Raw genomic sequence first — 12,782 nt, 5'->3', positions numbered from 1 at the left:
CGGCACGGGCGCCGGCGGGGCGGGAGGGGGGGGGACACACGCGCGCTGGCCGGGCGGGGGGCCGGGCCGCGCGCGGGGAGCGGAGCGAGCCGCCTTGAACCCGTGAAGAAGGTTGTTACTCAGTAGCGGTTGTGAAGCGCCACAGGGGACCGTCGTACTGCTCCGGACGGCTGTTGATGAGCAGCTGGCGCAGGTCCTCGCGCAAGGAGCCGTTCAGGTTCAGGGCCTCGGTGATGCGGCGGAACGTCGTGTGGGTGACTCCGCGGCTGTGGGCCTCGGCTTCGAACTGGTCGAGCTGGGACAGTACGACCTCTGGGTCGAGCTGTGCCGGTGGCTGGTCCTTGAGCCATGCGGCCTTGTTGCGCTCGTAGTCGATTTCCGAGTAGCCGCAGATTTCGCGGCTGTGTGCCTCGACCTCGTCCAGGGTGGCGGTCGTCAGGATGGCGCGGGCCAACTGGTTGCGGGTCAGCGCCTCGTCCAGGTCGACCTCATGGACCGTCGGTCCTTCGTCGGTGAGTGGGACCGGGAGGCCGGCGTCTCGCATCTCGCAGGTGCCGCGTACGCCTCGGGCTGTCGCTGCGAGCATCCCGGTTGCCTCGGAGGGGTGCCATTCCAGGACCGAGCTGATCGGCTCGGTGTCCTTCGCGGCGAGGGTGTGGAGAAGCGGGCCGAGCATGCCGCGCAGTTCGTCGAGAGGGAGTTCGCCATCGAGGCCGGGGCCCGCTACCAGGAGGCGGATAGGAGCGTTCACCTGACCGCACGCGGCGAGCGTGACGGCATCGGCAAGCGGGCTCTTCAGCGTCGGTTCATCGCCGCGGGCGAGGATGTCGCCACCTACGTCTAGGAGATCGATCGAGCCCGGTGACAAATGGTCTACGAGCTCTTCGAGTTGGCGGGTGACTCCCTCGACCCCGTGGCGCGGATCGATCAGCGCGAACGTGTGCCGGAGCTCTGCTGCAAGCCGAGGGAGAGTCGAGCCTGCCGGAGCGACCGGGCGGGCCTCGGCTGGCACGGCCCAGACTGTCGGAGTGAGGGGATGGAGGCCGGTGAAGTTGTCCGGTCCTCGGGGACCCGGAACCGGGTCGATAAGGAGGCGGTCCCACGCGTACGTGAGGATCACCGCCTGGTCCTCGTCGCCGTAGAGGGCGGTGTGAATCATTGCGGCGGCGACTGCGTCGCCCCCTCCTCCTGCTGCGACGATCAACCGCGTCATGGGCTTCAGCCTACGGGGTTGGGGGTTGACCACTCACCCTATAGTGGCTAGAGGCCATAGCCACTTGTATCGAGAAGCAGGCCTCAGCTCGGTAGCGGGGTGCCCGCTTACTCGCCTGGGGCTCGCCTTGGGTGAGGAGGACTGATGCCGCAGATCGAGGAGGCTCAGCCGAAGTATCTCCAGATCGCGCACTACATCCGTGATCAGATTCTTCGGGGTGACCTGCGACCGGGTGACGAGGTGCCGTCCGAACGGCAGTTGGCGGCGGACTGGAGGGTCTCCCGGCCCACGGCCGCACGGTCGTTGGAAGCGCTGAGCCATCAAGGGCTCGTCGAGAAGCGTCAGGGGTCGGGCACGTACGTTCGGAGCCTCGAAGTCAACCGGCGGGCTCGTGAGTTGTACGGGCGCGCTCGGCAGACCGGGAAGATCTACACGCCCGGCGAGTACGCCGCGATCACCTCTGCCGGTTGGCTGGAGGCGCCGGACCACGTCGCTGAGGCCCTGGGCCTGGTTAAGGACCGTCGGGCGGTGCATCGGCGGCGGGTGACCAACAACCAGGACGGGCCGATCACGCTGTCCACCTCGTGGTTCGCTCCGGATGTCGGTCAGCGTGCGCCGAAGCTTCTGGAGCCGGAGCGGATTCAGGAGGGGACGCTGCTGTACGTCGAGAACATGACCGGACGGCAGGGGAGTTACGCGGAAGATCGCATGTGCGCGCGTGCGGCCACGGAGGAAGAGGCCGAGGACCTTCAACTTGCCGCGGACTCCGCCGTCCTGATCGTCCACCACGTTGTCTTCGACCTCCAGGACCGGCCGTTGGAGTTCGCTGAGGCCACCTACCCGCCGCATCGCTGGGCGTTCGAGCAGGGCTACCCCCTCACCTGAGGGGGCCAGTTACGGCGAATCGCTTGCGTCACCCAAGTGGCTAATGCCACTATCCAGAAAGTGGCTAAGGCCACTTCACTGGGAGGAGGCGCGGTGTGACGAGTCAGCGGCCGGATCAGGGCACGCACTTACCTTGCCGGGGTTGCCGGGGGCGCGGCTGGAAGCGCGTCGGCTCACGAACGACCCTGGCGCTTGCCACAGCCGCCGACCGCACCCGTGCCACATCAAAGCGGCGCTGCCTCGACTGCGACGGCAGCGGCAGGAAGTGAGCACCCATGGCCTACATGATCGACCGCTACCCGTCTGAGGAGTCACCGCGTCTCGGTGCGATGACCTTGCACCCTGTCGCTGAGTCTGTGTCACGGGCTCGGCGCTGGTTCCGCAAGTTCATCGCCCCCTACAACCCGGCCTGCTCCGTCGATGACTGTGCGCTGATGATCTCGGAGCTGGTGACCAACGCCATCGCTTACGGCCGGTCGGACGAACCCTGGCTCGTGCGGGTCGAGTGGTTCCGTGAGGGGACTTCGCTCCGGGTCGACGTGCACAACCCCGGCTTTCCGGCGAACGTGCGGTTGAGGCACCCCGACGCCGACGATGCCCACGGGCGTGGGCTGCTCCTGGTTGATTCGCTGGCCGAGTCGTGGCACGCGGCACCGAGCCACTTCGGCGGAACCGTCGTCTCCTTTGTAGTGGCCGATGCCTGGCCCGGAAGGTAAGAGTTCGCTCCGCTTCTACTTTGACAATCGAAGATTCGCTAGTCTGGTTGACCAGTTGACTTGGCCAATCTCGACGGGCGGCGTTCATGGCGTATGAAGTGGAGCCACCGAAGTACGTGCGCCTCGCGCAGACGATCCAGCGCCGCATCGAGGATGGCACGTATCCGCCCGGCACGAGGGTGCCCAGTGAGAACCAACTGGTGCAGGCCTTCGGGATGTCCCGGCCGACCGTCGTCCGGGCGCTGGAGCTGCTGAAGCGTGACGGCTGGGTGGAGTCCCGGCAGGGGTACGGCACTATCGTGCGCGGTCGTCCGGCTGTCGTCGAGCAGAAGGACCGCCGGGGGAGTGAGGCGCTGACGCGCGACGAGTCGCAAGCGGCGGGGCGGTTGGTCGAGGTCGGCTACGTCCCCGTTCCGGTGCGTGTCGCCTCCGCCCTCGGGTTGCCCAAGCGGGCCAAGATTCTCATGCGCCGGTTCCTGGTGGAGGAGGACGGCGAACCGGTGGAGCTGGTGTCGTCCTACTTCCCCGCCGGCCTGGTCGAGGGCACGGACCTGGAGCGCGCCGATGTGCTGGCGGGTGGCACCCGCGCGCACCTGGAGACGCGTAAGAGGGTTCGCTTCGACCATGTCACGGAACGGGTTTCGGCCCGTCTGCCCGAGCGCGCTGAAGCTGAGCTTCTGGATCTCCCCGAGGGTGTTCCGGTCCTCGGTGTCCTGGTCGTCGCGTGTGACGCTTCCGGGCAGGCGCTGCAAGTCTCCGACGTGCTGCTCCCCGCCGACCGGCAGGAACTCGAAGACACCTACCGGCTGAACTGAGCCCAGGTCGAGACAAGTTCGCCGCCGCACCTCACTCTGATTCGCACTTGACAAGTCAACTTGGCATCCCTAGCGTCGAACTTGCTAAGTCAACCTGTCAGGTGGCGGGTTGATCGATTCAGGAGGAGAAATCTGTGCGTGTGATCCGTATTGACGCCTCGGCCGCCACGATCCTGCTCACCGAAGCTCCGGCGCCGAAGGTGCGCGACCGGCAGACCGGTGAGATCGCCAAGGACGCCGTGAGCGGTGAGGCGCTCATGACGGTCGGCGTCGTCTACATCGACGAGGGCGAGTCGTCGCTGATCCAGGTCACCGTCCCCGAGAGCGGTGTGACGGACGGTCTGACCGTCGGGGCCCCGGTCTCGCTGCCGGGGCTCATCGCCCGGCCGTGGGAGAGCGTCTTCAACGGGCAGCAGCGGCACGGCATCGCCTACCGGGCGACCGCTGTTGCTCCCGGCGCCTTCCCGATGGAGCAGGCGGGCTGATCGTCGTGACCGACCTGGTGACGTGGGCCGAGCTGGGCGGGTCGCTCGCTGCGATAGGCGGCGCGGCCTATGCCCGGCATGCCCATCCGGCCGCGTACTGGTCCACGGTCGGGCTGCCGGTCTCGGTGGTCCGGCTGCTGGCCTCGTACACGTCCACCATGGACGCGTGCGGCCTGACGGTCGAGCCGCCCCGGTGGCGGGCCCTGGCAGTCAAGGCCACGACTCGCCGTGAGGTCCGGCCGGTGCCTCCTCGTCGGGGCATGATCCGGCCCACCTCGACCGGTCTGCGACTCCGGCTGCGGCTGGCTCCGGGCCAGGAACCGGCGGACGTGGCGGCCTCGGCCGAACGGCTCCGGCATGCCTGGGGTGTTCACGCCGTGTACGTGAGGGACGTCAAGCCCGGTGTCGTGGAACTGCGGCTCGTCGGCTTCGACGTTCTGCGCAAGGTGCGGATGCCTCGCCGGACCGGCGCCGGTCCGCTCCGCGTGCCGGTGGCTCTGCGCGAGGACGCGACCGCCTTCGTGCGGGACTACCGGGCCGTACCCCACGAACTCGTGCTTGGCGCCACGCTGTCCGGCAAGTCCATGTTCCTGCGGAACCTGCTTGCCGGGCTTGCCGCTCAGCCGGTGGTCCTGGTCGGGATCGACTGCAAGCGCGGTGTGGAGCTGGCGCCGTTCGCTCTCCGGCTCTCTGCGCTGGCGACCGACCCGGAGCAGGCGGCTGAGCTGCTGCCCGTGCTCGTCAAGGAAATGGAGGACCGATATGACCTGATCAAGGCGCGGCAGGGCGTCGCCCCTGGTACCCCGGATGAGCTGATCACCTCGGACGTCTGGGGCCTGCCGAAGGACGAACGCCCGGCTCCCATCGTGCTGTTCGTCGACGAAGTGGCGGAACTCTTCCTCGTCGCCACGAGGAAGGAGGAGGAGCGACGGGACGAGATGGTCACTCAGCTCATCCGGCTCGCTCAGCTCGGCCGTGCGGCCGGCATCTATCTGGAGGTGTGCGGGCAGCGCTTCGGGGCCGAGCTGGGCAAGGGAGCGACCATGCTCCGGGCTCAGCTCACCGGCCGGGTGTGCCATCGGGTGAATGACGAAGCGTCCGCGAAGATGGCGCTCGGTGACATCGCCCCTGAGGCTGTCCTGGCCTCCTGCGCCATCGCTGCCGAGTTGCCCGGCCTCGCCGTTGTCGGCGACACGTCCGGCGGCTGGTCCCGCATCCGTACCCCGTACCTGTCCCTCGCTGACGCTGCGGCCACCTGCCGCGAGACGGCGCACCTGGCCCCGGACGTTCCGGCGCTCGCGCCGTTCCGGCCCCACGTCCCTCCCGTGCCGGTGAAGGGGTCCGGCCCTCTGGCCACTCCTCGGCCGATCACCGAGTAACCGACCCGCTCCCACGGTCGGCGCGGCCGTCCCGCGCCAAGTCCCTACCCCGCCCATGCCCGGAACTGGAAGGAGTTGCCGTGCGCGCCTTGCCCGTCCGCGTGGACGCCGTGCTCGTTCAAGCGGTGATCGCCGCCGCGCTGTCCTTCGCTCACCTGCATGACCTGGCGCTCGCTGCCGGACAGGACGGCTGGAAGGCGTGGGCCTATCCGGTCTCCGTCGACCTGCTGTTGGTGGCGGCCTGGCGGCGCCTGCGCTCCGGTGAGTCGAAGACGGCCGGGTGGTGCTGGTTCCTGGTCGCACTGACGGCGTCCCTCGGCGCCAATGTCGCCACCGCCGGTCTGCTCGACCTGGAGGACGTACCGGCTTGGCTCCGCATCCTCGTCGCCGGCTGGCCCGCGGTCGCCTTCCTCGGCGGCACGCTGCTCGCTCACGGAGCAACGAGTCCCAGCGCGGACCCGGTGACCGCACCGGAACCACCTTCGACGGCACAGGCGCCGGAACCGACGGCCGCAGACGTCGAGCCACCCACAGTTGCGCCCGAACTACCGTCCGCCGCATCGGAGTCGGTTTCACCGCCTCCGTCCTCGGTACCGCCCGCGCTCGTCACTCTCGCCCGCAAGGTCGCCAACGAACACCGCGCCCGGACCGGAACCGACATCGACACCTCGACCCTTCGCGCCCGGCTCGGTGTGCCCATGCCGCTCGCCGAAGCCATCACCACCCAACTCACCTGACCCGGAGGAATCTCCCCCTTGCGCCCGTCCACGCTCCGCGCGCTGAAGCGCGCCGCCGAGCTGACCCGACAGAACCGACTGACCGAAGCCGTGCTGATCGCCGAACCGGTGATCCTCGCCGCCGACAGCTACGAGGGCGACGAGATCTTGCGCTGGCTGGCCGACCACGTCACCGACTTCACCGGCGAGACCGACAAGGAGATGCCCTGATGTCCGCCAACCGCCGTTTCCGCCGCGTCGTCCGCATCGGCCCCGTCCAGGTCGGCACCTACTACGACAGCCGGGGCCGCGAGAAGCACTCCGCCGCCTGCACGGCTCCGCGCTGCGGCTTCGCCACCGACTACGACAGCCGCGCCGCCGCCGAGCTGGCCGCGCGCACTCACCGCTGCCGCGTCCGCTGAGGAGTTCCCGTGACCGTCTCGCTGCCGCTCGTCTTCGTCCTGGGCGTCATCGCCTGGGCCGCGATCAAGTTTCTCGGCATCCGCCTCTGGGTCGCCGTCGTGATCGCGCTGTTCGGCTTCTGGCTCTCGCACACCATCCTCGCCCCGGCCATCGAGTCCGGCACCCGCTCCGGGGTCGACGTCGTCAACGGCACCCGCGAATGACACCCCGACTGACAAGGAGTCCCGCGATGTTCCGCCCCAAGCTGCCCGACACCCCGCACGTCCCGAGCATCACCACCCACATCCCGCAGGACCGCGCCCCGGCTCCCTTCGCCGGCCGCTCGGTCGCCCCGTTCGTGGGGGTCGGCGCCGGTGCGGTGGCCGCCGTGGTCGTCGTCGGCGTCGTCCTCACCGCGCTCCTGGCGGCGGTCGCCGTCTCGGCCGTGTCCGTGGCTATCGCCGCCGTGGTCCTGCGCTCCTTCGTCACCGGCGCCAACAGGCGCTGACCGGCCGCCGGGGCGGCAAACGCCGCCAAGCATCCCGCCGCCCCGGGGCCGCTCCTCCCAACCGCCGAAACAGTCGAAAGGAAGACCCATCATCACCCGGAAGACTCCGCCCCCGCTGGCGGAACTCTCCATGCTGGCCTCCCTCGGCACCATGCCCGAGCTGGCCCGCCAACTCTCCGGCCTGGGCGGCTGCACCAACCCTGTGCGCCTCGACGGCCACCGCACCGAGTACGCCGTCGACTCGACGACCGGAGAGATCGGGCGCGTCCTGAACCACCTCGACTCGTCCTCCCTGCCCGCCGGAAGTCTCCTCGTCCGCTGCAACAACCGCCGTGCCACCCGCTGCGCGGCCTGCGCGGAGGTCTACCGCCGAGACACCTTCCACCTGATCACCGCCGGACTCCGCGGCGGCAAGGGCACCGCCGAACAGGTCGGCACACACCCACGCGTCTTCGCCACCCTCACCGCACCGAGCTTCGGCCCCGTCCACAACCGCCCCTCCAGCGGGCGACCCTGCCGCTGCGGCGCCCGGCATGAAGACACAGACCCGGCCCTCGGTACGCCCCTCGACCCGGACGCGTACGACTACGAAGCGGCTGTCCTCTGGAACGCCTACGCCGGAGCCCTCTGGCGACGCTTCTCGATCTACCTGCGCCGTGAGATCGCCAAGCGCGCCGGCCTCACCCAGCGCGCGTTTCGGCATCACGCACGCGTCTCCTTCGCCAAGGTCGCCGAGTACCAGAAGCGGGGCGCCGTCCACTTCCACGCAGTCATCCGCCTCGACGGCCCGGAGGGCGGCGACACGGCTCCTCCGGCCTGGGCGTCCGCCGAACTGCTGACCGACGCCATCCAAGCCGCAGCCACCGCCACCCGCGTCAACGGACCGCAAGTCGACGGCCGCACCCACACCTTCACCTTCGGCCGCCAACTCGATGTGCGCACCATCCGCTCCCCCGACTTCGACGGCGGCCAGGAACTGACCGACCGGGCCGTCGCCGCGTACATCGCCAAGTACGCGACCAAAGGCGCCGAGACAGCGACCGGCACCCTGGACCGGCCGATCCGCTTCCTCGCCGAACTGGCACAGGCCCGGATCACCGACCACGCCCGGCACATGATCCGCACGGCTTGGACCCTCGGCGCACGCAAGGACCTCGAACACCTCCGCCTGCGCGCCTGGGCCCACATGCTCGGATTCCGCGGCCACTTCTCCACCAAATCCCGCCGCTACTCCACCACCCTCGGCGCCCTCCGCGACGCCCGCGCCGAATGGCGCCGCACCCAAGCCCCCACGGCCGCTCCCCAGGACGGCGAAACCACGCTCGTCCTCGCCCACTGGGTCTTCGCCGGAACCGGCCTCAGCACCGGTGAGCAATGGCTGGCCGCATCCCTCGAACCCGCCCCCGGAACGGAAGGAGAGCCCACTACATGAACGACCGCTACCTGTCCGTCGACCAGGTCGCCGAGTTGCTCGGCACGACTCCCCGCTTCCCCCGGCGGCTGATCGAGGAGCGGCGCATCCGGTACATGAAGGTCGGCCGACATGTGCGCATCCCGGAGAGCGCCATCGAGGAGTTCGTTCGGTCCAGGACCGTCGAGCCGATCAGGCCTCGTCGCGCCGCACTTCGGAGGGCTGCCTGATGGCAAACAAGAAGGGCAGGCGTCGCCGCTTTGGTGCGGTGCGGCAGTACAGGTCCGGACGCTGGACCGCGTCATACCTCGGGCCCAACGGTGAGCGCATTCGCGCGGAGGAGACCTTCGACACCAAGAAGGACGCCGAGATCTGGCTCTCCCAGGTAGAGGCCGACCTCAGCCGCGGGGACTGGCGCGCCCCTGATGCCGGAGCCGTCAACTTCCGCGTGTACGCCGAGAAGTGGGTCGAAGAGCGGGAGCTGTCCGTTCGGACCGACGACCTGTACAAGCATCTCCTGCGTCTGTACATCCTCCCGACCTTCGGCACGTTCGACCTGGACGAGATCACCGCTCCCCGTGTCCGCGAGTGGCGAGCGGAGCGACTCCGCACCACCGGGGCAAGGACAGCCGTAGCCAAGGCGTACCGCCTCCTCAAGGCCATCCTGGAGACGGCCGTGGACGACGACCTGATCAGCCGCAATCCGTGCCGCATCAAGGGCGCGGGCAAGGAGTCAGCCGCCGAACGTCGTATCGCCACTGTCGCCCAGGTCGACGCCCTCGCCGACGCGATCGGCATCCGCTGGCGCCTCATGGTCTACCTGGGCGCGTACGGTCCGATGCGACCGGAGGAGTTGGCCGGCCTTCGCCGCCGAGACGTCGACCTGGACAACCTCGTCATCCGTGTCCGCGTGGCCGAGCCTGAGCGGACGAACGGCAGACGCGCTCCCGGCGAGACCAAGTCCGATGCGGGCGTTCGCACGGTCGTCCTCCCGGCCTTCCTGCACAAGGAGGTGAAGCGGCACCTTGCTTGGTACGCCGAGAAGGGGCCGGATGGTCTGGTCTTCGTAGGGGAGAAGGGCGCGCCTTTCCGGCGTACCTCCTTCGGTCGGAAGTGGCGTCGGGCTCGCGCGGTCGTCGGCCTCCCGGACGGCTTCCGGTTCTACGACCTCCGTCATACCGGCCACACGCTCTCGACCCGCTCGGGCGCCACCCTCAAGGACACGATGGTCCGTGCCGGGCAGTCCTCCGAGAAAGCCGCGCTGATCTACCAGCACTCCGACGAGGAGCGGCAGCGGGAGGTGGCTGCCGGGCTCGACGACCTGGTGCGCGCCGAGCGTGCGAAGTGCCACACGGACGACCCCGTGCACCACAGCGAGGAGGCCGCCGAGAGCTAATGGTGCGGTTATGGTGCGCGACCGGCTCACCGGTCTAGACAACAAAGAACCCCCGGGTCTCTGACCTGGGGGTTTCGCATGGAGCGGGTGACGAGAATCGAACTCGCGCTCTCAGCTTGGGAAGCTGATGTTCTACCATTAAACTACACCCGCGTAAGACGCCGACCGGAGTCGGTGCCGAATGCTCGCTCACTCTACCTCATGTCAGGCCTCCGGCGTTTGCGCCGCGGGGCCTGAGGGCGTTTCAGGGATGGGATGCGGCTGCGAGGAAACGGAGTTGGGGCGTACGGTGGAGGGGCGAAAGAGGGCCCGGGCGGGACCGGAGTGCCGCTTGGAGGGCCGTCCCTTTGATCCCGTACTGTGGCTTTTGTCGTCAGGCAAGCAGCAGCCAGACGCGGCTCTTGGGGAAGGGACTCTTGGACTTGATGGAGCGCACCGTCGTCCGTTGTGCCGATGGGCACGTGTTCAGCACCGCTTCGTTCCCGATGCAGCAGGCCGAGCGGCTCGGCCCCGGGCGGCTGCTTCGGTGCCCGCGATGTGCGCGGCTCCGGAGCGTGGTGCCCGTCAGCTATCAGAAGCGGTAGCGGCGGTAGCCGCAGTGGGCGCGGTTGCAGTGGCAGCACGGCCGTTGCGGTAACGGACAAGCAGTAGGCAACAGGCACAAGGCGCGCGGAGACGTCCGGTTGTGGTCGCTCCGCGCGCCTTGCGTATCCTCGGGGCGTGCTTCTCTCAGACAAAGACATCCGGGCCGAGATCGATGCAGGGCGGGTGCGGATCGACCCGTACGACGAATCGATGGTGCAGCCGTCGAGCATCGACGTACGCCTCGACCGCTACTTCCGGGTGTTCGAGAATCACCGGTACCCCCACATCGACCCCGCCATCGAGCAGGCCGACCTGACCCGACTCGTGGAGCCGGAGGGGGACGAGCCGTTCATCCTGCACCCCGGGGAGTTCGTCCTCGCCAGCACGTACGAGGTCATCACCCTGCCCGACGATCTCGCCTCCCGGCTGGAAGGCAAGAGCTCGCTGGGGCGCCTGGGGCTGGTGACGCACTCCACCGCCGGGTTCATCGACCCCGGCTTCAGCGGTCACGTGACCCTGGAGCTGTCCAATCTCGCCACCCTGCCCATCAAGCTCTGGCCGGGTATGAAGATCGGTCAGCTGTGCATGTTCAAGCTCAGCTCGCCCGCCGACTTCCCGTACGGCAGCGAGCGGTACGGGTCCCGGTACCAGGGCCAGCGCGGGCCGACCGCCTCCCGGTCCTTCCTCAACTTCCATCGGACCCAGGTGTGAGCGAACCAGGTGTGAGCGACCCGGACATGAGCGACGTACGGGAGAACCTGACCTACGAGAGGTTCGGCGTCGCCGTGCGCGAGCTCGCCCAGGCCATCGCCGACGACGGCTACGAGCCCGACATAGTCCTCAGCATCGCCCGCGGCGGCGTCTTCGTGGCCGGCGGGCTCGCCTACGCCCTCGACTGCAAGAACCTCCACCTGGTCAACGTGGAGTTCTACACCGGTGTGGGGACGACCCTCGAGATGCCGGTCATGCTCGCGCCCGTCCCCAACGTGATCGACTTCTCGCAGAAGAAGGTGCTGATCACCGACGACGTCGCCGACACCGGCAAGACGCTCAAGCTGGTGCGCGACTTCTGCCTCGACACCGTCGCCGAGGTGCGCAGCGCCGTCGTCTACGAGAAGTCCCAGTCGCTCGTGAAGTGCGAGTACGTGTGGAAGCGCACCGACGACTGGATCAACTTCCCGTGGAGTGTCGAACCGCCCGTGGTGCGGCGGGCCGGCCAGGTGCTCGACGCCTGACCAGCGGGATCAGAACAAGAGACGGGATCAGAACGAGAAAGAGGGGCTCCCCGGCGGGGAGCCCCTCTTTCTCGTACCCGCGAAAAATCAGACCGTGCCGAGCTTCACGATCGACAGCAGTGCGATCAGCTGGATCGCGGACGCGCCCAGCGCCTTGGGCCAGGGCAGGTCGTGGGAGCGGCTGACCATGAGGGTCAGCAGGGCGCCGCCCGCGATCCAGGTGGCCCAGCCCAGGAGCTGGACGAACGTCGCGTCGCCGCCCGCGAACATCGCGAAGACCAGGCGGGGCGCGTCCGTGAGGGACATGATCAGCATGGACAGGCCGACCGTGGGCTGCCAGGCGCCGTCGCCGCCGAGCTGGCGGGCCAGCGTGTGGGTGACCACGCCCAGGACGAACGCGCTCAGCACCATCGCGACGGCCGTCGTCAGGACGATCGGCACCGCGTTCGACAGTGTGGCGTTTATCGCATCCTTGCGGGCGCCGTCGAAGCCGAAGACAGCGAGCAGGCCGTAGAGGAACGTGACGATGAGGGCCGGGCCCCACATCGAGTAGTCCCGCATCTGGAGGAAGGTCTGGTTGGGGGCGAGGACGATCCCCCGCAGCAGGGGCTTCCAGTGCAGGCGCGGGCCGACCGGGCCGGGCGGCGGGGCCGCGGCGCCGGCGCGGTAGGTGTCGCCCTGCGTGTAGGGGTCCTCGCCGACCGAGAAGGCCTGGGTGTGGCCCGGGTTGTTCGCCGCGTACGGGTCGTGCGGGCCCTGCGGGCCGGGCGGGTACGCGCCGTCGCCGAAGTACTCCGGCTCGCCCTGGCCGCCGTAGCCGCCGTGCCCGGCGTTCGGCTGCGGCCACGAGGGGCCGCCGCCGTTGCCGTACGGCTGCGGCTGCGGCTGCGGGTACGGCTGCGGCGCCGGCGGGGAGCCGTACGACGGCCCCTGCGGCGTCTGCTGCTGAATTCGTACGCTTCGATGAGCGGGCACACGGTGAAGGTGACTCCGCCGTTCCCCGGCGAGAACTACACCATGCAGGGCGTCGCCACGC

General features: G+C 69.0%; 17 protein-coding genes and 1 tRNA gene. 15 read left to right on the top strand and 3 right to left on the bottom strand.

Features of this window, described 5'->3' with window-relative positions; all coding sequences use genetic code 11:
- Nucleotides 1–115 precede the first annotated feature (115 nt).
- Nucleotides 116–1,213, bottom strand: a complete 1,098-nt coding sequence (locus tag ABZ281_RS16610) for a DUF1152 domain-containing protein (RefSeq protein ID WP_356656094.1) — start codon at nt 1,211–1,213, stop codon at nt 116–118.
- A 144-nt stretch (nt 1,214–1,357) separates the two neighbouring features.
- On the opposite strand from ABZ281_RS16610, the gene ABZ281_RS16605 reads away from it, so the two are divergent.
- The 13 genes from ABZ281_RS16605 to ABZ281_RS16545 all read left to right on the top strand — a co-directional run bounded on the left by ABZ281_RS16605 (nt 1,358) and on the right by ABZ281_RS16545 (nt 9,926).
- On the top strand, nt 1,358–2,098 hold the full coding sequence (locus ABZ281_RS16605) for a GntR family transcriptional regulator (protein WP_356656092.1): 741 nt from the start codon (nt 1,358–1,360) through the stop codon (nt 2,096–2,098).
- A 275-nt stretch (nt 2,099–2,373) separates the two neighbouring features.
- Complete coding sequence (locus tag ABZ281_RS16600) at nt 2,374–2,814, top strand: ATP-binding protein (protein WP_356656090.1); 441 nt, start codon at nt 2,374–2,376, stop codon at nt 2,812–2,814.
- A gap of 86 nt (nt 2,815–2,900) precedes the next feature.
- A complete protein-coding gene (locus tag ABZ281_RS16595) occupies nt 2,901–3,629 on the top strand; it encodes a GntR family transcriptional regulator (protein WP_356656088.1) in 729 nt (242 codons plus the stop codon).
- A 134-nt stretch (nt 3,630–3,763) separates the two neighbouring features.
- Nucleotides 3,764–4,114 carry a hypothetical protein gene (locus ABZ281_RS16590; RefSeq protein WP_037765211.1) on the top strand — a complete coding sequence of 117 codons (351 nt, stop codon included), beginning with the start codon at nt 3,764–3,766 and terminating at the stop codon, nt 4,112–4,114.
- A 5-nt stretch (nt 4,115–4,119) separates the two neighbouring features.
- Nucleotides 4,120–5,493, top strand: coding sequence for an FtsK/SpoIIIE domain-containing protein (locus ABZ281_RS16585; RefSeq protein ID WP_356656086.1), 1,374 nt, complete (start codon nt 4,120–4,122; stop codon nt 5,491–5,493).
- 80 nt (nt 5,494–5,573) lie between these two features.
- Complete coding sequence (locus tag ABZ281_RS16580) at nt 5,574–6,230, top strand: DUF2637 domain-containing protein (protein ID WP_356656084.1); 657 nt, start codon at nt 5,574–5,576, stop codon at nt 6,228–6,230.
- An 18-nt stretch (nt 6,231–6,248) separates the two neighbouring features.
- Nucleotides 6,249–6,440 carry a hypothetical protein gene (locus ABZ281_RS16575; RefSeq protein ID WP_104783024.1) on the top strand — a complete coding sequence of 64 codons (192 nt, stop codon included), beginning with the start codon at nt 6,249–6,251 and terminating at the stop codon, nt 6,438–6,440.
- A complete protein-coding gene (locus ABZ281_RS16570; protein WP_356656082.1) occupies nt 6,440–6,631 on the top strand; it encodes a mobile element transfer protein in 192 nt (63 codons plus the stop codon). Before ABZ281_RS16575 ends, ABZ281_RS16570 begins: the two co-directional genes overlap by 1 nt.
- A 9-nt stretch (nt 6,632–6,640) precedes the next feature.
- On the top strand, nt 6,641–6,835 hold the full coding sequence (locus ABZ281_RS16565) for a hypothetical protein (protein ID WP_030901895.1): 195 nt from the start codon (nt 6,641–6,643) through the stop codon (nt 6,833–6,835).
- Nucleotides 6,836–6,861: 26 nt separating this feature from the next.
- On the top strand, nt 6,862–7,119 hold the full coding sequence (locus ABZ281_RS16560; protein WP_356656080.1) for a SpdD protein: 258 nt from the start codon (nt 6,862–6,864) through the stop codon (nt 7,117–7,119).
- A gap of 130 nt (nt 7,120–7,249) precedes the next feature.
- A complete protein-coding gene (locus tag ABZ281_RS16555) occupies nt 7,250–8,551 on the top strand; it encodes a replication initiator (RefSeq protein WP_356656078.1) in 1,302 nt (433 codons plus the stop codon).
- On the top strand, nt 8,548–8,760 hold the full coding sequence (locus ABZ281_RS16550) for an excisionase family DNA-binding protein (protein WP_356656076.1): 213 nt from the start codon (nt 8,548–8,550) through the stop codon (nt 8,758–8,760). The genes ABZ281_RS16555 and ABZ281_RS16550 overlap by 4 nt, the downstream gene beginning before the upstream one ends.
- Nucleotides 8,760–9,926 carry a tyrosine-type recombinase/integrase gene (locus ABZ281_RS16545; RefSeq protein WP_356656074.1) on the top strand — a complete coding sequence of 389 codons (1,167 nt, stop codon included), beginning with the start codon at nt 8,760–8,762 and terminating at the stop codon, nt 9,924–9,926. The genes ABZ281_RS16550 and ABZ281_RS16545 overlap by 1 nt, the downstream gene beginning before the upstream one ends.
- Nucleotides 9,927–10,005: 79 nt before the next feature.
- Here the strand turns inward: ABZ281_RS16545 and ABZ281_RS16540 are convergent.
- A tRNA-Gly gene (locus ABZ281_RS16540) sits at nt 10,006–10,079 on the bottom strand.
- 567 nt (nt 10,080–10,646) lie between these two features.
- On the opposite strand from ABZ281_RS16540, the gene dcd reads away from it, so the two are divergent.
- Together dcd and ABZ281_RS16530 are read left to right on the top strand one after the other, a co-directional pair.
- On the top strand, nt 10,647–11,222 hold the full coding sequence (gene dcd / locus ABZ281_RS16535; RefSeq protein WP_030846430.1) for a dCTP deaminase: 576 nt from the start codon (nt 10,647–10,649) through the stop codon (nt 11,220–11,222).
- A 26-nt stretch (nt 11,223–11,248) separates the two neighbouring features.
- A complete protein-coding gene (locus ABZ281_RS16530; RefSeq protein ID WP_356656098.1) occupies nt 11,249–11,746 on the top strand; it encodes a phosphoribosyltransferase in 498 nt (165 codons plus the stop codon).
- An 87-nt stretch (nt 11,747–11,833) separates the two neighbouring features.
- Here the strand turns inward: ABZ281_RS16530 and ABZ281_RS16525 are convergent, their stop codons facing one another.
- Nucleotides 11,834–12,697 carry a Yip1 family protein gene (locus ABZ281_RS16525; RefSeq protein ID WP_356656096.1) on the bottom strand — a complete coding sequence of 288 codons (864 nt, stop codon included), beginning with the start codon at nt 12,695–12,697 and terminating at the stop codon, nt 11,834–11,836.
- Nucleotides 12,698–12,782 lie beyond the last annotated feature (85 nt).

Origin of the sequence: Streptomyces sp. NPDC006265 (assembly GCF_040613555.1) — a bacterium.
GTDB lineage: Bacteria > Actinomycetota > Actinomycetes > Streptomycetales > Streptomycetaceae > Streptomyces.
The sequence above is the reverse complement of the archived record's forward strand: the minus strand, read 5'-3'. Positions and strand labels throughout refer to the sequence as shown.